Source organism: Bacillus pretiosus (genome assembly GCF_052947655.1).
On record NZ_CM129593.1, the window covers coordinates 482,036 to 504,206 of the forward strand.

The 22,171-nt window shown below is 35.6% G+C and carries 25 protein-coding genes; 16 read left to right on the forward strand and 9 right to left on the reverse strand.

From position 1 onward, the window contains the following. Positions 1-360 precede the first annotated feature (360 nt). Positions 361-957 carry a DedA family protein gene (locus ACU8YW_RS02475; RefSeq protein WP_046953695.1) on the forward strand — a complete coding sequence of 199 codons (597 nt, stop codon included), beginning with the start codon at positions 361-363 and terminating at the stop codon, positions 955-957. 8 nt (positions 958-965) lie between these two features. On the opposite strand, the gene ACU8YW_RS02480 is transcribed toward ACU8YW_RS02475, so the two are convergent. The 3 genes from ACU8YW_RS02480 to ACU8YW_RS02490 form a co-directional block, all read right to left on the reverse strand. After that, complete coding sequence (locus ACU8YW_RS02480) at positions 966-1,394, reverse strand: EamA family transporter (RefSeq protein WP_088061639.1); 429 nt, start codon at positions 1,392-1,394, stop codon at positions 966-968. 144 nt (positions 1,395-1,538) lie between these two features. Continuing rightward, positions 1,539-1,688 (reverse strand): BH0509 family protein, encoded by a 150-nt coding sequence (locus ACU8YW_RS02485; protein ID WP_000977681.1) that lies wholly within the window; start codon positions 1,686-1,688, stop codon positions 1,539-1,541. 151 nt (positions 1,689-1,839) lie between these two features. Next, positions 1,840-2,256, reverse strand: coding sequence for a pyridoxamine 5'-phosphate oxidase family protein (locus tag ACU8YW_RS02490; protein WP_000550224.1), 417 nt, complete (start codon positions 2,254-2,256; stop codon positions 1,840-1,842). A gap of 179 nt (positions 2,257-2,435) precedes the next feature. Between ACU8YW_RS02490 and cax the strand changes: the two genes are divergently transcribed. Beyond that, the gene (gene cax / locus ACU8YW_RS02495) at positions 2,436-3,491 is read left to right on the forward strand and encodes a calcium/proton exchanger (RefSeq protein WP_142291666.1); all 1,056 of its coding nucleotides are present in this window, start codon (positions 2,436-2,438) and stop codon (positions 3,489-3,491) included. Positions 3,492-3,572: 81 nt separating this feature from the next. Further along, positions 3,573-4,370, forward strand: coding sequence for a YfkD famly protein (locus tag ACU8YW_RS02500; RefSeq protein ID WP_088061643.1), 798 nt, complete (start codon positions 3,573-3,575; stop codon positions 4,368-4,370). Between the two features lie 118 nt (positions 4,371-4,488). Here ACU8YW_RS02500 and yfkAB read toward each other — a convergent pair whose 3' ends face one another. After that, entirely contained in the window at positions 4,489-5,616 is a 1,128-nt protein-coding gene (gene yfkAB, locus ACU8YW_RS02505) for a radical SAM/CxCxxxxC motif protein YfkAB (protein ID WP_426934209.1), read from the reverse strand. Positions 5,617-5,828: 212 nt separating this feature from the next. Here yfkAB and ACU8YW_RS02510 point away from each other — a divergent pair, with 212 nt between their 5' ends. From ACU8YW_RS02510 to truA, 6 genes are all read left to right on the forward strand, one after another. Next, positions 5,829-6,011 (forward strand): SE1561 family protein, encoded by a 183-nt coding sequence (locus ACU8YW_RS02510; RefSeq protein WP_000513547.1) that lies wholly within the window; start codon positions 5,829-5,831, stop codon positions 6,009-6,011. Positions 6,012-6,217: 206 nt separating this feature from the next. Beyond that, entirely contained in the window at positions 6,218-7,738 is a 1,521-nt protein-coding gene (gene fumA / locus ACU8YW_RS02515) for a class I fumarate hydratase (RefSeq protein ID WP_426934208.1), read from the forward strand. A 126-nt stretch (positions 7,739-7,864) separates the two neighbouring features. Continuing rightward, a complete protein-coding gene (gene pdaA / locus ACU8YW_RS02520) occupies positions 7,865-8,647 on the forward strand; it encodes a delta-lactam-biosynthetic de-N-acetylase (RefSeq protein ID WP_060486931.1) in 783 nt (260 codons plus the stop codon). Between the two features lie 59 nt (positions 8,648-8,706). Beyond that, positions 8,707-9,570, forward strand: a complete 864-nt coding sequence (locus ACU8YW_RS02525) for a DNA-3-methyladenine glycosylase family protein (protein ID WP_000269433.1) — start codon at positions 8,707-8,709, stop codon at positions 9,568-9,570. A gap of 10 nt (positions 9,571-9,580) precedes the next feature. Next, the gene (gene rlmD, locus ACU8YW_RS02530; protein ID WP_000615214.1) at positions 9,581-10,960 is read left to right on the forward strand and encodes a 23S rRNA (uracil(1939)-C(5))-methyltransferase RlmD; all 1,380 of its coding nucleotides are present in this window, start codon (positions 9,581-9,583) and stop codon (positions 10,958-10,960) included. Between the two features lie 56 nt (positions 10,961-11,016). After that, entirely contained in the window at positions 11,017-11,754 is a 738-nt protein-coding gene (gene truA, locus ACU8YW_RS02535) for a tRNA pseudouridine(38-40) synthase TruA (RefSeq protein ID WP_075313210.1), read from the forward strand. Between the two features lie 53 nt (positions 11,755-11,807). Here the strand turns inward: truA and ACU8YW_RS02540 are convergent, their stop codons facing one another. Then, positions 11,808-12,005, reverse strand: a complete 198-nt coding sequence (locus ACU8YW_RS02540; RefSeq protein WP_097889303.1) for a hypothetical protein — start codon at positions 12,003-12,005, stop codon at positions 11,808-11,810. A gap of 106 nt (positions 12,006-12,111) precedes the next feature. Next, positions 12,112-13,515: a sigma-54 interaction domain-containing protein gene (locus tag ACU8YW_RS02545; RefSeq protein ID WP_088061645.1), complete on the reverse strand. Its 1,404-nt coding sequence runs from the start codon at positions 13,513-13,515 to the stop codon at positions 12,112-12,114. 274 nt (positions 13,516-13,789) lie between these two features. Between ACU8YW_RS02545 and ACU8YW_RS02550 the strand changes: the two genes are divergently transcribed. The 3 genes from ACU8YW_RS02550 to ACU8YW_RS02560 all read left to right on the forward strand — a co-directional run bounded on the left by ACU8YW_RS02550 (position 13,790) and on the right by ACU8YW_RS02560 (position 16,948). Beyond that, positions 13,790-14,044, forward strand: coding sequence for a biotin/lipoyl-containing protein (locus ACU8YW_RS02550; RefSeq protein WP_000784766.1), 255 nt, complete (start codon positions 13,790-13,792; stop codon positions 14,042-14,044). A 99-nt stretch (positions 14,045-14,143) separates the two neighbouring features. Continuing rightward, entirely contained in the window at positions 14,144-15,565 is a 1,422-nt protein-coding gene (locus ACU8YW_RS02555; RefSeq protein ID WP_000969239.1) for an amino acid permease, read from the forward strand. 60 nt (positions 15,566-15,625) lie between these two features. Next, complete coding sequence (locus ACU8YW_RS02560; protein WP_116442992.1) at positions 15,626-16,948, forward strand: acetylornithine deacetylase; 1,323 nt, start codon at positions 15,626-15,628, stop codon at positions 16,946-16,948. A 99-nt stretch (positions 16,949-17,047) separates the two neighbouring features. Here ACU8YW_RS02560 and ACU8YW_RS02565 read toward each other — a convergent pair whose 3' ends face one another. Next, positions 17,048-17,701, reverse strand: coding sequence for a DUF1232 domain-containing protein (locus ACU8YW_RS02565; RefSeq protein WP_001123723.1), 654 nt, complete (start codon positions 17,699-17,701; stop codon positions 17,048-17,050). A gap of 130 nt (positions 17,702-17,831) precedes the next feature. Between ACU8YW_RS02565 and ACU8YW_RS02570 the strand changes: the two genes are divergently transcribed. Both ACU8YW_RS02570 and ACU8YW_RS02575 read left to right on the forward strand, forming a co-directional pair. Further along, entirely contained in the window at positions 17,832-18,443 is a 612-nt protein-coding gene (locus tag ACU8YW_RS02570; RefSeq protein WP_000100745.1) for a manganese efflux pump, read from the forward strand. A 115-nt stretch (positions 18,444-18,558) separates the two neighbouring features. Beyond that, a complete protein-coding gene (locus tag ACU8YW_RS02575) occupies positions 18,559-18,717 on the forward strand; it encodes a hypothetical protein (protein ID WP_000532409.1) in 159 nt (52 codons plus the stop codon). 22 nt (positions 18,718-18,739) lie between these two features. Here the strand turns inward: ACU8YW_RS02575 and ACU8YW_RS02580 are convergent, their stop codons facing one another. Both ACU8YW_RS02580 and glsA read right to left on the reverse strand, forming a co-directional pair. Beyond that, the gene (locus ACU8YW_RS02580; protein WP_000766602.1) at positions 18,740-19,081 is read right to left on the reverse strand and encodes a DUF3969 family protein; all 342 of its coding nucleotides are present in this window, start codon (positions 19,079-19,081) and stop codon (positions 18,740-18,742) included. A 175-nt stretch (positions 19,082-19,256) separates the two neighbouring features. Next, positions 19,257-20,186 carry a glutaminase A gene (gene glsA / locus ACU8YW_RS02585; protein WP_001149862.1) on the reverse strand — a complete coding sequence of 310 codons (930 nt, stop codon included), beginning with the start codon at positions 20,184-20,186 and terminating at the stop codon, positions 19,257-19,259. Between the two features lie 69 nt (positions 20,187-20,255). On the opposite strand from glsA, the gene ACU8YW_RS02590 reads away from it, so the two are divergent. Further along, positions 20,256-20,369, forward strand: a complete 114-nt coding sequence (locus ACU8YW_RS02590; RefSeq protein ID WP_074651593.1) for a transcriptional regulator — start codon at positions 20,256-20,258, stop codon at positions 20,367-20,369. Positions 20,370-20,511: 142 nt separating this feature from the next. Then, entirely contained in the window at positions 20,512-22,014 is a 1,503-nt protein-coding gene (nagE, locus tag ACU8YW_RS02595) for an N-acetylglucosamine-specific PTS transporter subunit IIBC (protein ID WP_048567302.1), read from the forward strand. The last annotated feature ends 157 nt before the right edge of the window (positions 22,015-22,171 follow it).

Sequence of the window (22,171 nt, forward strand, 5' to 3'; positions counted from 1 at the left end):
ATTTTTCCTGAGAGTTAAACCGTTGCGAAAAGTAACTTTCCTTTATTGTAACAAAAAAACAAGCATATGAATTTTTATTTTTTAATCCCACTATTTACAGATAATAAGACTAGCACTTTAAAAAGCGGTGAATACAAGGGAAGTAGGAGGGAGTCGGGCGCACAATTGGTGTGTGCTAAAAATTAGTTAGGATGAACAAATCACCACTGATTAATGGTTCACTTTCTTCCTGCTAAAGGAATGGATAGAAGTAGAGTTCATTATAAAAACAATGTATAGTGAATATGTATACCATGTTTGTCTGAAAGATAGAAAGGGCACAATGTGGAATAACGATCGTGCATAGGATGTGTTTTCCGAATGGAACAACATATTGGCGAGTTAATCGCGCATTATGGGTATTTTGGAATTATTATAGCGTTGGCCGGTGGAATTGTTGGATTACCGATACCAGACGAGTTTTTATTGACCTTCGTTGGTTATAATGTTTCTAAAGGAGTTATGTCAGGAACTGCTGCTTTTTTAAGCGGGATGGCTGGTGCGATGTTAGGTATTACATTAAGCTACATATTAGGTTTAAAACTTGGACTCCCTGTTTTAAAAAAATATGGACCGAAGATTAGAATTAAAGAACATCACATTGAAAAAACGCATATTTTATTTGAAAAATATGGACCATTTCTTTTAATGATTGGTTACTTTATCCCGGGAGTACGTCATTTAACAGCATATTTTGCTGGGATGTCGAATTTAACACTTTGGCGTTTTTGTTTGTACGCTTACGGTGGTGCGCTTATTTGGATAAGTGTTTTTATTGGACTTGGCTGGAAGTTAGGAGAGAAGTGGCGTTTCGTTGAGTATAGCCTACATCATTACGGAGTATGGATTTTATTCATTTCAGTAGTTGTTACATGTATTGTATGGTTTTATATAAAGAAAAAGAAAAACCGCTATTAGCGGTTTTTTTAGCTGAAAGCAATAAATAATACACCAGCTGTAATAAAGACTACACCAACGCCAGTCATAAAGTTTAACTTTTCACCGAGTATAATCATCGCGAGGATGATAGAAAATACGACGCTTAATTTATCGACAGGAGCCACTTGTGAAACTTTCCCTGTTTTAAGGGCAAGAAAATAAAATAGCCATGACGAAGCACCTGCAACCCCACTTAATGTGATAAAGAGCAGTGCTTTTTTATTTAGCAGTACGTCGCTGATATTTTGAAATTTACCTTGGATAATAATAACGCCCACCATAAATAATGCCATAATAATAGAACGAACCGTTGTTGCAACATTGGCATCGATTCCATCTAAACCAATCTTTCCGAAAATAGATACAAGGGCAGCAGCGATTGCTGATAATAGTGCGAATAAGAGCCATGAACTCATAGTAAAATTCCTCCAATCTTACATTATTATACATGAAAACCATTCTCACGTATAAAGCGAAACTTTAATCAGTGGGATTTTACCGCTCCGCAAATAACGAAATAATCCCCACCTTATATTTCTAATAAGGTGGGGATTATTATACTACTCTGCAATTTCTTCATACAAAAAGTACGTTACATTATAAATATGTTCTACTTCATCGTCTGTCATAAACAATAATTCATCACGCTCAATCCCTTTTTTCTTTTCAATAAACTCAATCATGTTTTTGCGTTCTTCTCTTTTCATCAATTTGATTTCTCCTCTCAATCTGTTTTAATACAGTTTATTTAAGTTACTGCTATTATATAACAGAATCTTTAGAAAGTTCCACCTATTTTATTGTTTTTTTCAGAAGAACTTTTCGACAAAACAAGCCCACCTAAAGGGGGCTTGTTTTATTTTATAGTCGTAAAAACTCGGGCTCCGTCGTACCAGCACCATCGATGTAATAAATTGTGTCGGGATTGATTTTTATTAATACGTAATTAGGGTCTTCAGGACCAAGTAACCAGCGTTTTAAGCTATTATTCCAAAACTTGTTTTTTAATGTGGAGTCTTCCTCGATGGAGGCTAAGCCTTCAACTTCAATATAATCTTCATCTAATTTTTTTCCTTCACGTCCAAGTAGTACATGTACATTTGGATTGTTTTCGATATCTGTTATCTTTTTTGATTTCCGATCTGTTGCAACATATAACACAAAATCTTCGTGGAAAAACATCATAAAGGTACTATGAGGCTTATTTTCACGTACAGTAGATAATACACCAGTTCGTTGACCGCAAATAATAGTTTCAATTTTTTCTTTTAAATGCATGCTTTTAACCCCTGTTCATAATTTATTGTTTTCTCCGTTTAAACAAGATAATTTAAATATCTTTTATACTGTTTTCTTCAATCCGATTTTTTAAACGTAATTGTGATGAAATCGGACAAGTTAGGAGAAGAATAATAATAATATCGAGGAGAAATACATACGATGGAAGGATGAAAAGCATGTTTAATAAAATATTTCTTATAGTAGCGCTGATCGGGGTACCACTTTCTGTACTTGGAAAAATGCTTCATTGGCCTCAAACAATTATGTTCGCTGTGTATTGCATTACTATTATCGCCTTAGCGGGTTTTATGGGGAGAGCGACAGAAAGTTTGGCAATTGTCTCTGGACCTAGAATAGGCGGATTATTAAATGCTACTTTTGGTAATGCTGTTGAACTAATTATTTCGATTTTTGCACTTCAGGCGGGATTAATTGAGGTTGTATTAGCCTCTTTAACGGGTTCTGTACTTGGGAATTTATTATTAGTAGGAGGGCTATCCTTCTTTATAGGAGGGCTTAAATACAAAAGACAAAGTTTTAATGTATATGATGCAAGGCATAATTCAGCTTTATTAATCTTTGCGGTAGTAGTAGCTTTTGTTATTCCAGAGATTTTTTCAATGAAGATGGATGCTGGGAAGACGTATCAATTAAGTATCGGTGTTTCTATCATTATGATTATTATGTACCTTGCTGCACTGCTATTTAAGCTCGTTACGCATCGTGGTGTATATCAACATAAAACGGATGAAGTAGCTCATGAGGAAGAACCAGAGTGGTCGAAAGGTAAAGCGCTACTCATTTTAGCAATAGCGACAATTGCGGTCGCTTATGTGTCAGAGGCGCTTGTGCATACATTTGAGACAGTTGCAAAGTCATTTGGTTGGTCAGAGTTATTTATAGGGGTTATTATCGTTGCAATTGTTGGGAATGCAGCGGAACATGCATCTGCAATTATTATGGCGTATAAAAATAAAGTAAATATTGCAGTTGAAATTGCAGTCGGTTCTACGTTGCAAATTGCCATGTTTGTTGCTCCTGTATTAGTACTGCTTTCTATGTTCCTTGCACAAAGGATGCCTTTAGTATTTACAATACCAGAACTTGTTTCTATGATTACAGCTGTTTTCTTAACGATTGCGATTTCAAATGATGGAGATACAAATTGGTTTGAAGGCGGTACTTTATTAGCGGCGTATGTCATTATGGGAATTGGTTTTTATTTATTATGAAAAATAGGCATAACAATTGTATTGAGAGAAAACAATAAACAAAGTAGTATATATACCTTTACATAGGAAGGAGCCAGACAGGTGAAACGAGTATACAGCATATGTCTTTCAACTATGGTCTCGTTTATTCTATTATTTCCTAACATGAGTTTTGCAAAGACAACGGTAGAAACAAAAATGCCTTCATCTGTTTTAAATATTTCTAAAGACAATACGTTTCCAAATGATGCGCAAGATTTGCCGCGCTTACAACCGAGTAAGTTTGCTCAAGAACTATTGAAAACAGCAAATATTAAAATTGAAAATCCGGACTTAATTCGAATGTTTAATGAAACGACAATTTCGAATGCGCCGCTTGCGGTAGGGTACCGAGCGAAGATTTATCTAGGTCAATGGGCTTTAAATTATGAATCGGTTGATACGTCGATTAATTGGGAATATAAACAAGTAAATCGCAATGTGTACGATAATCGCGGAGGAGATCGCTTATATCCGCTACGCTATAAGCAAGAAACGCAAAAGACGGTTGAAGGTGATTTAACAGCAGATATGAAAAATACTGCGGATGTGAAAAAAATGATGCTTCTCAAAGCACTTGAAAAAGTACAATTGCCACTTGCATTTAAAACGACCATTGGTTATGGTACTGGACATGAGCGTGTGTATAATATTAGTCCGAGTCAACTTGGATATTTATACGCTTATACACCAGCAGTAAATGAAAAAGGAAAAGTAACATTTGGAGAAGTGTACCTTGTGTTAAAAGGAAATCAAAAGAGGCTTGTAGTAAAAAATATTACCTCACAAGGAATCGGAGCTGCTATTCCAATTCATGATCATTTGTATTTTAAATTCATTTCTTCTTCTCACTCGCAATAATATGAAAAAACGTCAGCTTATAAGCTGACGTTTTTATTTATCCCGCTATTTGTGGGCAATTGGTTCAACTAATAATCAGTGGGGAATGAACAAAACCCCCACTGATTAAAGTTGAACTTTAAAATGTTATGTTTGCTGTTTTTGATAAGAAGTCTTCTGTCGGATAGTAGCTATTTTTTACAAGAACATTTGGTCCAAGGCATTTTACTGCAGGACAGTGACAGCTTAATGATTGTGCTGTTTTTGAAGCACTCCATTTGTCATACGCTTCTTGTAGTGTGTTTGTTTGTACGTTACCTAGAAGAGGAACGTCACCGAAATCAGTTACAATAATATTTCCATCGAAAATGTTGACGTTTAAACGAGAACGACCATCTGGATCGTTACGAACTGTTACATTTTTGCTTTCTTGTAATTTCTTAAATGTGGCGATGTCTCGCTCGTCATCGCTACAAGCGTAGAAAGGTAAAGTTCCAAATAACATCCATACATTTTCATCGCGAATTTCTAGTAAATGCTCAATTGCATCTCGAATTTCAGCTTTTGTTAAGATCTCTAGATTACTCGCGAAGTCACTTGGATACATTGGATGAATTTCATGACGTTTACAGCCCATCTCTTCGACAATTTGACGATGAATATGTTCAATATGCGGTAGAGTCCTTTTGTTTAACATCGTTTCGGCTGATACGAGTACACCTGCATCTGATAGAGCTTTACTATTTGTAATCATTCGTTCAAATAATTTTGCACGTTGTTCATAAGTAGGTTTACGTTCCATCATTGCAAATCCACCTTCAACGAAGTCATCAATTGTTCCCCAGTTATGAGATATATGCAATACGTCTAAATAAGGAATAATTTGTTCGTAACGTGCTAAATCTATAGTTAAGTTTGAGTTGATTTGAGTGCGAACGCCTCGTTCATGAGCGTATTTTAAGAGTGGTGTTACATAGTTGTCGACGGATTTCTTTGAAAGCATTGGTTCTCCGCCAGTAATACTTAAAGAACGTAAATGAGGAATCTCATCTAATCGTTTTAATAAAAGTTCCATAGGAAGCGGATTTGGATCTTTCGGCTGTAATGTGTAACCAACAGCACAATGCTCGCAACGCATATTGCATAACGTTGTCGTTGTAAACTCAACGTTTGTTAATAGTAGTTTGCCGTACTCTTCAAGGTCCATATACGCTTCCCATGGATCGTAAGAAGGAGTAATCGGCTTCATTTTTTGTGATATCGTCATATGAAATACTCCTTTGACTATTGAAATAACAATTTGTCCATTCTCTATAATAGAAGAATATGTACTTTTTATAAAGTGAAACTTTTTTGTGAAAAAAGAGAGAGGGCTTACATTTGAATGAATGGCTGTGACAAATTGATGAAATTTCATGCCCATAGCAATCATTTTTGCGGTATAATAAAAGCATCTCGAATTAAAAGGAGAGTGCCTTCATGGGAAAAGCAATTGAAGATAAAGATTCACAACTAGTATATTTAAAAGAACGTTTAAATATGTTCATTGAAGTAATTGATACAATTGAACCTGAAGAAGTAGAGTTAGAAGATGTAGATCGTCTTCTTGCGATGTTAGATGAATTAGAATTAAAATGTGAGCAATTTAAAAAAGACGAATAATATATTAAAAAGGCTGCCAATGCAAAATTGGCAGCCTTTTTCTGTATGGATAATAGAAGGACGGTAGAAAAAAAGGTATAATCAAGTTGTGAAAAATTTCATTTATGCTTTAATAGCGTGAAACAAATAAAAAGCTGAAGAGCATAACGATGGAATTTTCAGCTCATAACGTTTTGGTAGCGTTCACAATTGAGGGGGAAGTAACAATGGAAAAGCTTCAAGAAAGCATGTATCAACTAATTGTTGAAACGTCAACGAACTTACCGAAAGATGTTCGTCGTGCGATTCAACAAGCGAAAGAACGAGAAAATGCAGGGACTCGTTCTGCGATGGCACTTGGCACAATTACGAATAATATTAAAATGGCTGATGATAACATCTCGCCAATTTGCCAAGATACAGGGATGCCAACGTTTAAAATTTATACACCAGTTGGTGTGAATCAATTACATTTGAAGGAAGCTATCTATAATGCGCTTGAGCGGGCGACAAAAGATGGTAAACTTCGTCCCAATTCTGTTGATTCTCTTTTTGGAGACAATAGTGGAAATAATTTAGGACCAGGTACACCGGTTATTAAGTTTGAACAATGGGAAAAAGATTATATTGATGCACGCTTAATCCTAAAGGGTGGTGGCTGTGAGAATAAAAATATTCAGTATAGCTTACCGTGTGAATTAGAAGGACTTGGACGCGCTGGCCGTGATTTAGAAGGGATTCGTAAATGCCTTCTTCATGCTGTATATCAAGCGCAAGGTCAAGGCTGTAGTGCAGGTGTAATTGGTGTTGGTATCGGGGGAGACCGCACATCAGGTTACGAATTAGCAAAAAATCAATTATTCCGTACATTAGATGATGTCAATCCAGTACCAGAGTTACAAAAACTTGAAGAGTACGTATTAGAAAATGCGAATAAGCTTGGCATTGGTACGATGGGATTTGGCGGAGAAACAACTTTACTTGGTTGTAAAATTGGCGTGTATAATCGTCTGCCAGCTAGTTTCTACGTATCTGTTGCGTATAATTGCTGGGCATATCGCCGCCTTGGCGTAACAATCCATCCTGAAACAGGTGAAATTATGGATTGGCTATATCAAGAAGGTGGGGATACACTTCAGCAAGAAGCGCAAGAAAAAACAGAGCAACGTGAGATTGTATTACAAGCACCAATTACAGAAGAGCAAATTCGTGAACTTCGCGTTGGTGATGTTGTAACAATTAATGGCATGATGTATACAGGTCGTGACGCAATCCATAAGCATTTAATGGATAACGATTGTCCAGTAGATTTAAAAGGACAAGTTATTTATCACTGTGGTCCAGTTGTCGTGAAAGATGAAAATGAAAACTGGCAAATTAAAGCGGCAGGTCCAACGACAAGTATTCGTGAAGAACCGTACCAAGGCGATATTATGAAGAAATTCGGTATTCGCGCTGTCATTGGAAAAGGTGGTATGGGTGCAAAAACATTAGCGGCTTTAGAAGAGCACGGTGGTGTATATTTAAATGCAATTGGCGGTGCAGCGCAATATTATGCCGAATGTATTAAAGAAGTAAAAGATGTTGATTTCTTACAATTTGGTATTCCAGAGGCAATGTGGCATTTACGTATCGAAGGATTTAAAGCAGTTGTAACGATGGATTCTCATGGTAATAGCTTACATGCAGATGTTGATAAAACATCACTTGAAAAATTAGCTAGCTTTAAAGAGCCAGTATTTAAGTAAACAAAAATGCATCTCGAATGATTCGAGATGCATTTTTTTGGTATATATAGAAAAACATGTTCAGCATGAAAGAATGCACGGCAACAGAAACTACAAGTACGATTATATATGGAAAGGAGACTATTTATGAAATATAAATGGTTATATATCGGTCTCATTTTTTCAATTATGATGGCACTTGTTCCAGTTTCAGCATTAGCTTATACAAATACTCCACATAACTGGGGAATCCCGCGTCCTAAAAATGAAACAGTACCAGATGCAGGAAAGTTATACACAGATTTACTACAAAAAAATGGTGGGTTTTATTTAGGGGATGCAAAGAAAAAAGATATTTATTTAACATTCGATAATGGGTACGAGAATGGATACACAGGGAAAATCTTAGATGTATTAAAAGAGAAAAAAGTACCGGCAACTTTCTTTGTAACGGGTCATTATATTAAAACCCAAAAAGATTTGTTATTAAGAATGAAGAATGAAGGACATATTATTGGAAATCATTCGTGGAGTCATCCTGATTTTACAACGGTAAATGATGCGAAACTTCGTGAAGAATTAACGAGTGTAACGGAAGAGATTAAAAAAGTAACTGGGCAAAAAGAAGTAAAATATGTACGTCCGCCGCGCGGCGTATTTAGTGAAAGAACGTTGGCTCTTACGAAAGAAATGGGCTATTATAATGTATTTTGGTCACTTGCATTTTTGGATTGGAAAGTGGACGAGCAAAGAGGATGGCAATATGCACATAATAATGTAATGACGATGATTCATCCAGGATCTGTTTTATTACTTCATGCAATATCAAAAGATAATGCAGAAGCACTTGCGAAAATCATTGATGATTTGCGCGAGAAAGGGTATCATTTTAAAAGTCTAGATGACTTAGTAAAAAGCAATCAACCGTAAGCATGTATGCTTGCGGTTTTCTCATGCTATAATGATGTGTAAAAAGGATGGGGAAACGTATGTGGAGCGAACATGTTACGTTAGAGTATCCGTATCATTTTGAAGAGGTATTAAAACGTTTATCTTTTGATCCTCTTAACGTCATTCAATTAGATGAGAAAGTCATTTATGTCCCGCTTTGTATAGACGAGGAACAGATTGTTGTTCGCTTGCAAGGGATTGGTACTGTTCAAAATCCACAGTTTTGGATCTCTAGTCAGGCAGGAGATCAAGAGAAAGTCATGAAACGAATGAGGGCCATTTTTCATTGGAATGAACCGTTTCAAGATATACAAAATCATTTTTTAAACACATCATTACGTCCACTATTTGAAACATATGCTTATACTCCAATTATTTTAGAGTTTGATTATTTTGCTTGTCTTCTTCGCTGTATCATTCATCAACAAATAAATTTGAAATTTGCTACTGTGTTAACAGAACAGTTTGTGAAACGATATGGAACAGAGAAGAACGGTGTATTCTTTTTCCCCACTCCAGAAATAGTAGCAAATATTTCAATAGAAGAATTGAGGGAGCAGAAGTTTAGTCAGCGAAAGGCTGAATATATAGTAGGGTTAGGTCGAAGTATTGTCAGCGGTACATTAAATTTAGCGAGTATAGAAACCAGGGCGGATGAAGAGGTTTCCGCACAATTGTTACCAATTAGGGGGATTGGTACATGGACAGTGCAAAATTTTTTAATGTTCGGGCTTGGACGGAAAAATATGTTTCCGAAAGCGGACATTGGGATTCAGCGTGCAGTGCAAGGTGTATTTCAATTAGATGATAAACCTGATGATGCATTTTTAGAAAAAGTGAAACAAGAGTGTGAACCATACTGCAGTTATGCAGCGTTATATTTATGGAAAAGTATAGAGTAGAGGTGTAATAATGATACAAAAGCAACATGAGAGTAAGTTGGAAGTTGGTCAAACGTTTCCTGTGACAATTAAACGTCTTGGGATTAACGGAGAAGGCGTTGGTTATTTTAAGAGACAAGTTGTTTTCATTCCAGGGGCATTACCAGGAGAAGAAGTTGTTGCTGAAACAACGAAAATTCAGCGTGGCTTCGCTGAAGCGAAAGTGAAAAAAGTTCGTAAAGCTTCACCACATCGTGTGAAAGCACCATGTCCGGTATATGAAGAGTGTGGCGGTTGTCAGCTGCAACATTTAGATTATAAAGAACAATTAAATCAAAAGCGTGATATCGTCGTACAAGCATTCGAGAAGTATATGAACAACAGTTTGGAAGAAAAAATTCGTCCAACGCTTGGTATGGAAAACCCATGGCATTATCGTAATAAGAGTCAATTACAAGTGGGACGTAAAGACGAAAAGGTTATTACAGGGCTGTATAAGCAAAATTCACATCAGTTAATTGATATTGCTCACTGTATGATTCAACATAAAGCAACGAATGAAGCGACAAAAGTTGTAAGACGTATATTAGAAAAATTAAATGTTTCTATTTACAATGAGAAAAAACAAAAAGGTTTAGTACGCACAATTGTGACACGTACTGCAGTTCAAACAGGGGAAGTACAAGTTACACTTATTACAACAAAAGAAGAATTACCAAATAAAGATCAATTTATCGCAGAAGTACAAAAACAGATGCCAGCTGTTAAATCAATTATGCAAAACGTAAACTGGCGTAAAACATCTGTTATTTTCGGTGATAAAACATTTAAATTAGCTGGAAAAGAAGTAATTCAAGAAACACTAGGTGATTTATCATTTGAATTATCAGCACGTGCATTCTTCCAGTTAAATCCAGAACAAACAGTTGTTTTATACGATGAAGCGAAAAAAGCAGCTGCTTTAACAGGCGATGAGAAAATTGTAGATGCTTATTGTGGTGTTGGTACAATCGGTCTTTGGCTTGCAAATGATGCAGCGGAAGTACGTGGTATGGATGTAATTCCAGAAGCGATTGAAGATGCAAGAAAAAATGCGAAGCGTCACGGATTTACAAATACGAAATATGAAGCAGGTAAAGCTGAACAATGGTTACCGAAATGGGTAAAAGAAGGATGGCGTCCAGATGTAATTGTTGTCGATCCACCTCGTACAGGTTGCGATGATAAATTACTGGAAACAATTTTAAAAGTGAAACCAAAACAAGTTGTTTACGTATCTTGTAATCCTTCTTCATTAGCACGTGATGTACAAGCATTAATGAAGAGTTATGAAGTGGAATATGTACAACCAGTTGATATGTTCCCACATACAGCCCATGTAGAAAATGTAGTGAAGCTTGTTAGAAAGTAAAGTTTATTCATATTCCCTCACGATATGAGGGAATATTTTCTATGAAGGAGAGTAAAATGAATAATTATAAATTAACGATTCAGTACGATGGTGCACGTTTTAAAGGATGGCAACGTCTCGGTAATAACGATAATACAATTCAAGGAAAAATCGAGAGTGTCATATCTGAAATGATCGGAAAAGAAATTGAAATTATCGGTTGTAGTAGAACAGATGCGGGTGTACATGCTTTGAATCAAGTTGCTAACTTTCAAAGTGATGAGAAGTTAGTGGAACATAAAGTGAAAAAATATTTAAATCAATATTTACCCAACGATATTAGCATTACGAATGTAGAAGAAGTACAAGATCGCTTCCATGCTCGTTATAATTCTAAAGCAAAAACATATCTTTATAAAATTTGGAATGAAGAGCATACAAATCCATTTATGCGTAAATACAGCATGCATGTGAATAAAAAATTAAATGTGAAAAGCATGAAAGAAGCTGCGAAACATTTAGTTGGTTCACATGACTTTACTGCTTTTTCAAATGCGAAATCAAAGAAAAAGTCTATGGTTCGAGAAGTATATACACTTGAAGTGATGGAAGAAGCAGGATTTGTACAAATTAGAGTAAGTGGTAACGGATTCCTTCATAACATGGTACGAAAAATTGTTGGAGCATTAATTGAAGTTGGATTAGGACAATTAGATGCGGACGCAATCCCAAATATTTTAGAGGAAAAACAACGTAATCAAATTAATTGTCTTGCTGAGGCGAGTGGTTTGTATTTGGAGAATGTTGAATTTTAATAAACAATAAAAAAATCGAGCTGTGTAAGCTCGATTTTTTTATTGTTTTGGCATTAAGAAGATTTTTCTTTCTTCATACGTATCTTCAAATTCCAAAAAGCAGCAAGCATAATAGCTGCAAAGGAGCCGCTAATTGTTGCTAATAGTTTTGCATAAGGATAAGCATTCATATCAACTAGTAACATCATACATACAAGGGTAGGGAAGAAGGCTAAGTAGTGTAATAACTTTAATTTGTTATCATTACTCATATATATCGTTCCTTTCTAGTATGTTATATGTTTATTGTAGCATATTTTCCCAATTTTCATTTGTACTTGGAAGCGGATTCATCCTATATTTGATTAAAGTTTCATTTCATATGTGTAAATGCAATTTTTTAATTCGATATTGTAAGTTTTGCCTACTTAATCCTAAAAACTTTGCAGCCTGTGAGATATTACCGTGATACTCTGTCAGAATTTGATTGATGTAGTTCTTCTCCATTGTCTCTATTGTGTGCTTTAACGTTTTAGGTGCATCATCCTCGTTATTAGTTAGGGAAGGTTGCATATTGAATTCTTTTTTTATTTGTTCACGAAAGCGAGCGGGAAGATGAAACGCTGTAATAATATTTTCATCTTCAACTAAATTCATCGAACCTTCAATGATATGTTCCAATTCTCGTACGTTTCCAGGCCAATCATATGCATACAAGAATTCTCTTACATGTACATCTAGATCCGTTACGCCAAGTCCAAATTGAATGTTGTACTTTTCGATAAAGTGCTGCACAAGATCAGGAATATCTTCTTTTCGTTCACGTAAAGGCGGGAGACATAAAGTAACGACGCTTAATCGGTAATATAAGTCTTCCCGTAATCGATTATGTGTAATAGCTTCAAGAGGATCTTCATTAATAGTTGCTATAATACGAACATCAATTTCTTTTTCTTGTGTGCCTCCGATTCTTCGTATTGTTTTTTCTTGTATAGCTCGTAGTAACTTCGCTTGAAGTGCTGGACTTAATGAGTTGATCTCATCTAATAACAAAGTTCCTCCATTTGCTTCTTCAAATAAACCAGCTTTATCGATAGCTCCTGTAAATGCACCTCGGTTCGTACCAAATAATAAGCTTTCCATGAGTGTATCAGGTATAGCGGCACAGTTTTGTGAAATAAATGGTTTTGTTGAACGTTGACTTTCATTATGGATACTTTGTGCAAATAGTTCTTTACCGGTCCCTGTTTCTCCTACGAGAAGTATGGATGAGGATGTACGAATTACTCTCTTTGCTTCTGTAATGACAGATTGAATAGCATTAGAATCACCGATTATGTGATCAAAGGTAAACTTATTATTTTGTTTTCGAGAAAGGTTCGTTTTCATTGTTTGTTTGAAATGGCTAATCTCTGTTGAAATTTCAATAGCGCCTTTAATTTTTCCGTTTTCTATTATAGGGAAAGTATTGTTAATTGTTGTAATTTCTTGCCCTTTATTGTTAAAATACGTTTGTTTTATATTTTTGTTTGTTTTTCCTAATTTTAATGCCTCTATTAGAGTACTATTTTTATTTTCTTCAAATGCGAATACTTCTAAAGGACTTTTATATAGCACATCTGAGCGTTCCATTGATTCAATTTCCATCATTTTGCGGTTATAGATAATCGTTTTACTTTCCTCATTAATAATATGAATCCCGATATCGAGCTCATTGAGTAAAGTTTCATATAGCATATTCATTTCAATGATCTGTTTAAAATTAATTTCTTCTGTACGCATAGATTATCTTCTCCTCATTTCACCCTATGAAGACTGACTTTTTATAATTTTATTAAAATTCTTATAAAATCGCAAAATTTTTTTGCTATTTTCCCTTTAAAACTTCTCAAATGATAGAAAAATTTTGCGGTTATGAAGATTTTTTTTTGAGAAACCTTCATTTTAAATAGGAATTGGAGATTGGTACGCATTTTGCATAAATAATAGTTGAAATCTCTAAAGGAGGGATATGCAACGTTTCAGTACCGATTAATAAGAAGGAGGAGTTTATAAAGTGAAGATGGTTATAGAAGGCGTGTATAGTCCTTGTTACGGGAAAGTAGAGAAGTTATTTGTTACGGAAAGTTCTTACGTATACGAGTGGGAGAAATTAGCGTTAATTGAAACAATAGATAAACAGAAAGTAGAAATTAAAGTAGGAATCAGTGGATATATCGAATCATTAGAAGTAGTAGAAGGACAAGCTATCGCTGATAAAAAGTTATTAATAACAGTGAGGGATGATCTTTTAATAACAGGTAGTGATTGATACTATGTATTTTGCTCTTTTCAATAATTATTCTTATTATGAACATTTTTAAAAACGCTTACATGAAATGGGTTTCCAAAGTGAAAAGGGGGGATTTATATGATGGATCAAAACCAAGGGTTAAAAAGGGAATTGAAAAGCAGGCACATCTTTATGATTGCACTTGGAGGAGTTATTGGTACCGGTCTTTTTTTAGGATCTGGGTATACAATTCATGAAGCTGGGCCTGGAGGAGCGATTGTAGCGTATCTTGTTGGAGGATTTGTTATGTATTTAACGATGCTCTGTCTTGGAGAGTTAGCTGTTGCGATGCCTGACGCAGGATCTTATCAAACGTATGCTACAAAGCACATTTCCCCTGCAGCGGGTTATGTAGTCGGCTGGATGTCATGGCTAAACTGGTCTGCTACGATAGGTATTGAACTGATTGCAGTTAGTATTTTAATGAAACGATGGTTTCCTGATGTACCGTCATGGATTTGGTGTGTAGCGTTTGCGGTGCTTCTCTTTGCTATCAATGCGTTATCTTCAAGAAGTTTTGCAGAAGTTGAATTTTGGTTTGCAAGTATTAAAGTAATTACAATCATTGCATTTATTATTTTAGGCGGGGCAGCAATGTTTGGTTTTCTAGATATGAAAGGAAATGAACCAGCACCGATGTTCTCTAGCTTTACTGATTATGGTGGGTTGTTTCCAAATGGATTATCAGCCATTTTAATTACGATGATTGCAGTTAATTTTTCCTTCCAAGGAACGGAACTAGTTGGTATTGCAGCTGGAGAGAGTGAAAATCCAGAGAAAACGATTCCGAAGGCAATTAATAATACAGTTTGGCGTATACTTGTGTTCTTTGTATTATCTATTTTCATTCTTGCAGGCTTATTCCCTTGGCAGCAAGCGGGAGTGATAGAAAGTCCATTCGTAGTTGTATTTGATAAAATTGGTATTCCTTATGCAGCCGATATTATAAATTTCGTTATTATTACAGCGGTTCTATCCGTTGCGAATTCAGGATTATATGCAACTTCTCGTATGCTATGGTCTATGTCTAATCAAGGAATGATTAGTCCAATTTTCGGTAAGTTATCTAAAAATGGTGTTCCTATTTATGCATTGATTGTAAGTACAATTGTAGGTTGCCTTTCATTACTATCAGGTATTTATGCGGAAGATACAGTTTATTTATGGCTACTTTCTATTGCCGGGTTCGGGGCGATATTAGTTTGGGCATCTATTGCTCTATCTAACTTGTTGGCTAGAAGGTCATACATTAAGCAGGGCGGGGATGTGAAGGACTTGAAATTTAAAACACCGCTGTATCCATTCGTACCACTGCTTGCGTTAGTATTAAATGTAACAGTAATTGTTGGTATGGCTTTTATTCCAGAACAAAGAATGGCATTATATTGTGGTATTCCATTTATGATTGTTTGTTTACTGTTTTACCGTGCGACAAGAAATAAGGCACGTAAGGTAGAACATATTGAAAAAACGAATACAACAGAGGCAGAAAGTTTGTAAATATATTAGAAACTTATGCTAAAAAAAGAGACTGTAAAATTGTAAACAGTCTCTTTTTTTGTGACAATAAAGCTGGAAACATACTATGTATGCAAAGGGGAACTAGCGATGAATCAAGAAGTTTCACAGCTATTAGAACAGATTGATTTACGAAAAGATGAGTTACTAGAGCTTACAAAGACTTTAATTCGTTTTGAAACACCAGCACCGCCGGCGAGAAACACAAATGAGGCGCAAGAATTTGTTGCAGATTTTCTAAAAAAACGAAATTTTAGTGTTGATAAATGGGATGTATATCCGAATGACCCGAACGTTGTTGGGGTGAGAAAAGGGCTAGAAAGTGACACACATAAAAGTCTTATTATTAATGGACATGTGGATGTAGCAGAAGTATCGGTAGATGAAGCGTGGGAAACCAATCCGTTTGAGCCATTTATAAAAGATGGTTGGTTAGTTGGACGTGGTGCGGCGGATATGAAAGGAGGACTGGCTGGAGCACTATTTGCTATTCAACTGTTACAAGAAGCTGGCATTGAATTACCTGGAGATTTAATCTTTCAATCAGTAATTGGGGAAGAAGTTGGAGAAGCAGGTACACTTCAATGCTGCAAAAGAGGTTATGATGCTGATTTTGCAGTCGTAGTGGATACAAGTGATTTACATATGCAAGGACAGGGCGGCGTAATTACTGGATGGATTACTGTGAAAAGCCCCCAGACGTTTCATGATGCAACACGCAGGCAAATGATTCATGCTGGAGGACGTTTATTCGGAGCGAGTGCGATTGAAAAAATGATGAAAATTGTACAAAGTTTACAAGAATTAGAGCGTCATTGGGCAGTTATGAAAACATATGAAGGTTATCCATCTGGAACAACAACAATTAACCCAGCTGTTATTGAAGGCGGACGGCATGCAGCATTTATTGCGGATGAGTGCCGGTTATGGATAACGGTGCACTTCTATCCGAATGAAACACATGAACAAATAATAAAAGAAATTGAAGAGTATATTGAGAAAGTAGCGGCTGCCGATCCATGGTTAAGTGAAAATCCACCACAATTTAAGTGGGGCGGAGAATCAATGATTGTGGATCGTGGCGAAATTTTCCCTTCTTTAGAAGTAGATAGTGAACATGAAGCAGTAAAAACTCTTAGCTCAGTACACGAATCAATTCTATCTAAAAATGCAATTTTAGATATGTCTGCAACGGTAACGGATGGTGGTTGGTTTAGTGAATTTCATATTCCAGCTGTTATTTACGGACCAGGTACATTAGAAGAAGCTCATTCAATAAATGAGAAAGTTGAAGTAGAACAGTTAATTGAATTTACAAAAGTAATAACAGCATTTATATATGAATGGTGTCACACGAAAAAATAGATTAGTGTGTTGAAATCGTACAGGTATGTATACTTGTACGATTTTTTAGTGAACTATTTCAGAGTTGAACAGAAACAACTGAAATAGTTCTTTATTTTTCTATGTTTTTCGTTTTAGTTCGATTAATTTTTCTTTCGCTAATTCAACAGCAATTGCATCATCTAAATAGCCAATTGGAAAGAGATAGTCGGGAATAATATCTGTCGATAAAATGAAATACAGTAATGCGCCTCCAAGAACTGCACGCTCTTCTTTTGAGATAGTTTCATTGCAAAATTGTTGATACATATCGGTTAATTGTTCAATAAAAGGACCAGCGCTATCAATTTGTTCTAATTTACTCGCGAAACTTTCATGAATACGTTTTTCACCTTCTGTTGTCTGAGCATAGCGTTCATAGTTTTCAAGTTCTTGTTTTACGCGAGTTGTTGTATAGTCAAAATCGAATAAGTTAGAGGATTGCAGCGTTTGCTGAATTGTATCAAGAGATGTGTACATATCCGTCTTTTCTTTATTAATGTGAGGAGAATCAGGATACATTTCATCAAATAACAATTGGGGTGGAACTTGCAAACATTCTGCAAATTTTTGTAGATGTTTTTGTTTTGGCGGTTGTTTACCATTCATAATTCTTGAGATTGTTGCGGGATCAATATTTGTATGCATTCCTAATTGACGCATGGATAAGGCACGTTCTTTTAAAAGTTTTTTTATTAATGTACTAAGCCGCTCATTTGGGTTTTCTTTAGGCATAGTGAAGGCACTCCTTTTTTATTGTTGAAAAAATGTTGAGCATTTCTTACATGTATATGAAACAGACAGGCACAGTTGCTCAACATTTTCATAATATGCATTGAAAAGTGAGAAAAAGGGGTGGCTGTTTATGAGTACGGCAGGTCTATTTTCAATTTTTTTAATCGGTATTGCTTCTAATTTAGATAATGCAGGTGTTGGGATTGCATATGGCATTCGTAAAATTCGAATTTCGTGGCTTAACAATTTTATCATCGCATTTTTTGGTTTTTTATTTACTTTATTAGCTGGCTTTTTTGGGAACTGGATAGCGTTATTTATTTCAGAGTTTACTGCAAACCTAATTGGAGCAATCGTTTTAGGTATAATCGGTGTGTTTATTTTGTGCCAGCCTTTCTTGGGGCAAAGAAATACTGTAGGTTCTAAAGATGGTAATGTACTTATGGGCATTTTACGTGATCCAGAAAAAGCAGATTTTGATGGTTCTAAAACAATTAGTTTTTCAGAAGCAATTGTTTTAGGGGTTGCGTTGTCTATTAATAATATTGCAGGTGGATTTGACGCTGGGGTAACAAACTTGAATCTGTGGCTTACAGCAACTATTTCTGGGGTGTTTAGTTTTATTTGTATTAGTGGTTTTGCTTATGTAGGAAAACGATTTTTAGCAGAATACTTAGGGAAATGGGCTACTGTTATTGCGGGCGTGCTATTAATTCTTATTGGGATAGATCAGTTATTGTGAGGAGAACAGAAAACAATATTCGAGTATTTCCTTGGAAATATGGCAAAGGATTGCATATATCGACGTACTTTTCTCCATACTAATACGGATTTCTTTTAAAGAAAGGGTGATCCGTATGGGACGCGGAAAAGCATTTGATCATAAGAAAAAAGGGCATGACCATCAACCGCCTAAAGGTGCGTTTATTCATAAAGATGTAAATGAACATACTTTAGAAGAGGAAGAGCTACCAGTAAATATTGAGGCGTATAAAAATAGTTTAAAAAAACATTAAAAGCACCTACATAGGTGCTTTTTCAACGTATATCTTCAATTAGTTGTTCCGATTCTTCATGCATACTGTATTCACTTAACACTTGAATGCAAAGCCACTTTAATTCTTCGATAGTATGTTCAAGTTCTTCTGGAAGCACATGATGAATGTCTTCAAGTCCCATTCCGAAATGAATAAGTTCAAGTACTTGATCATCGATGTTCCGATCCATTAGTAGTTCAAGTACTTCTAAATTGAATATGTATCGGTGAGCTTCATCGAGTGAAACCACTTTTAACTTCAAGCTTTCTACAATACTCAATATAAAAAGAAGAATCGTTTTTTCAAGAACAGGCTGTTTTTCCATTTGAAATATTAGTTTCATCTTTCACACCTCCACATATAGCGCTAGGTTGTACTATATTATTCAGGAGGGGGGAGCAAATATGCATGATATAGAGAAACTTTTAGTACTGTTTTGTAAGGGGATGGATAGCGGATAAAGTTGAGGTTTTTATGAAATGAAAAAAATCCTGCTAGTATAGCAGGATAACTCTGAATTAAAAAATGCTCCAACCTTCTTGAGCAGAAAGAAGTTCAAGAATTTTAAAACCAGCGATACTATTTCCGTTTGCATCTAAAGCCGGTCCGAAAATGCCAATTCCCATTTCTCCTTTTACGCAGCCGAAAATGCCACCAGCTACGCCGCTTTTTGCTGGGATACCAACGCGGATCGCAAATTCACCAGACTCGTTATACATACCACATGTAACCATAAATGTTTTACAGATTTTTGTAATATGTTTAGGGATAATTTGTTTTTTCTTATATGGATCATATCCATCCATCGCAAAAATTAAGCCGATACGTGCTAAATCGATACAGTTTACTTCAACTGCACATTGTCGAGTGTATAAATCCATAAGTTCTTCGATGTCACAATCGATAATTCCGTTTTGTTTCATGTAGTAACAAAGTGAACGGTTTAAGTAAGCTGTCTCTAATTCTGAATTGGCAACTTTAGAAGAATAATTAATGGTAGGATTATCTGTTATTTCACGTACAAAATGAAGGATGCGCTCCATTTTTTTTTCATTATCTTTTCCTGTTAACATGCTCGTAATAGCTAGTGCTCCCGCATTAATCATTGGATTAAGTGGTTTGGATGGACTTGTTGTTTCTAACTTAATAATAGAGTTGAATGGATCACCAGTTGGTTCCATTCCAACTTTAGAAAATACATATTCTTCACCACGATCTAAAAGGGCAAGTGCAAGTGTAATTACTTTTGAAATACTTTGAAGAGTAAATAGTGTTTGTGAGTTGCCAGCATGGATATATTCTGTTTCTTTATGGAAAATGGCAATCCCTAAATCGTCTGGATTTGCATTTCCTAGTTCGGGGATATAAGTAGCAAGCTTTCCTTTTTTCGTATATGGTTTTACTTGTTCTAACAACTGTTGTAAGTTGTTTGTTTCAATGCACTGCATAGTACCAACGCTCCTATTTCGAATTAACTACGTTTACTTTTCCCGATATGCTCGGAAATAAATAATAACATGAAAAGGTGGAATGATAAAACGAAAGTTACATGTTCTATAGTAGGTATTTCGTTTCGAGTATTCTATATTAAAAAAGGAGAATTTTCCTTTTATATAACAGTTTGGAAATAGGAGATTTATCCATAAAAAATTCAAAAATAAAAACTACACATCTATACAACTATATGTTATTATGGTTATGTAAATAGAAAGCGTTTTCTAAGGCGTACTTATAATGATAACGATTTCATAAATTGAATTAGGGGGAATTAAAATGTTGCAGTTTCTACAACGTATTGGTAAAGCGTTAATGCTTCCAATCGCAGTGCTACCAGCAGCAGGATTATTGCTTCGTCTAGGACAACCAGATGTATTTGATATTCCTGTTATGGCACAGGCCGGTGCAGCAGTTTTTGATAATTTAGCACTTATTTTTGCAATTGGTATTGCAATCGGTTTGTCTGTTGATGGTAGTGGTGCAGCAGGTCTTGCAGGTGCAATTGGTTATCTAGTTATGAAAAACAGTATTGACGCACTTAGTAAGGGATATTCTACTGTAGAATTACAAGATAAATTAGGCAAAGTTCAAGATTTAATAGGTAATAGCGCTAATGTAGACCCATCTAAGCTTGCAGATACAATGACACAGGTATCTAAGGCAGCCGAATTATCGACTAAAGTGGATATGAAAGTTTTAGGTGGTATTATTGTCGGTGTTATAGCAGGACTTCTTTATAATAAATTCCATAAGATTAAACTTCCAGAATGGTTAGGGTTCTTTGCTGGAAAACGTTTCGTTCCGATTGTTACATCGGTTGTGATGTTACTATTAGGAATTCTATTCGCACAAATTTGGCCAGCAATTCAAAATGCTATCGATGCATTAGCTCATGGAATTGTTAATTTAGGGGCAGTTGGTTCAGGTCTATTTGGTTTATTAAACCGTCTATTAATTCCAATCGGTTTACACCACGTAATGAACACATACTTCTGGTTCGTACTTGGTGACTTTACAAATGCAGCAGGTAATGTTGTAAATGGTGATATTGCTCGCTTCCTTGCAGGAGATAAAACAGCGGGTATGTTTATGACTGGTTTCTTCCCAGTTATGATGTTCGGTTTACCAGCAGCATGTTTCGCAATGATTGCGGCTGCTAAACCAGAAAAACGTAAAATGGTTACAGGTATGTTAGGTGGTCTAGCATTAACTTCATTCTTAACTGGTATTACAGAACCAATTGAATTCTCATTCATGTTCTTATCACCAGTATTATATGGTATTCATGCTGTATTAACAGGTCTGTCTCTATTTATTACAACAACTCTTGGCATTCACGATGGTTTCACATTTAGTGCCGGTGCAATCGATTACTTCTTAAACTTCGGTATTGCAACAAAACCAGTATTACTCGCGGGAGTCGGTTTAATTTACGCAGTAATTTATTTCGTTGTATTTTACTTCTTAATTAAGAAGTTCGATCTAAAAACTCCTGGTCGCGAAGATGACGACGAGCTAGCTGAAGAGGGTGACGCACCTGTTGCAGGTTCAATTGGTGAAACTTACGTAGCAGCTTTAGGTGGAAAAGAAAACTTAACAGTTATTGATAACTGTGCAACACGTCTACGCTTACAAGTGAAAGATGCTGGTCAAGTAAACGAAGCAGCATTAAAACGTGCTGGTGCAAAAGGTGTTATGAAATTAAGTAACACGAGTGTCCAAGTTATCGTAGGTACAAATGTTGAATCTGTTGCCGATGATATGAAAAAACACGTATAAATAATGAGATAAGAGGATATCCCAAAAGATTGATAACATCAATTTTTTTAGAGGATATCCTCTTTTTTATGTTAACGATTTAACGGGAATCTTACTTTTGTAAATTTTCTTTTTCTTTTTTATACATATAGGTTGGTAATATGTGCAGTGCGTGATA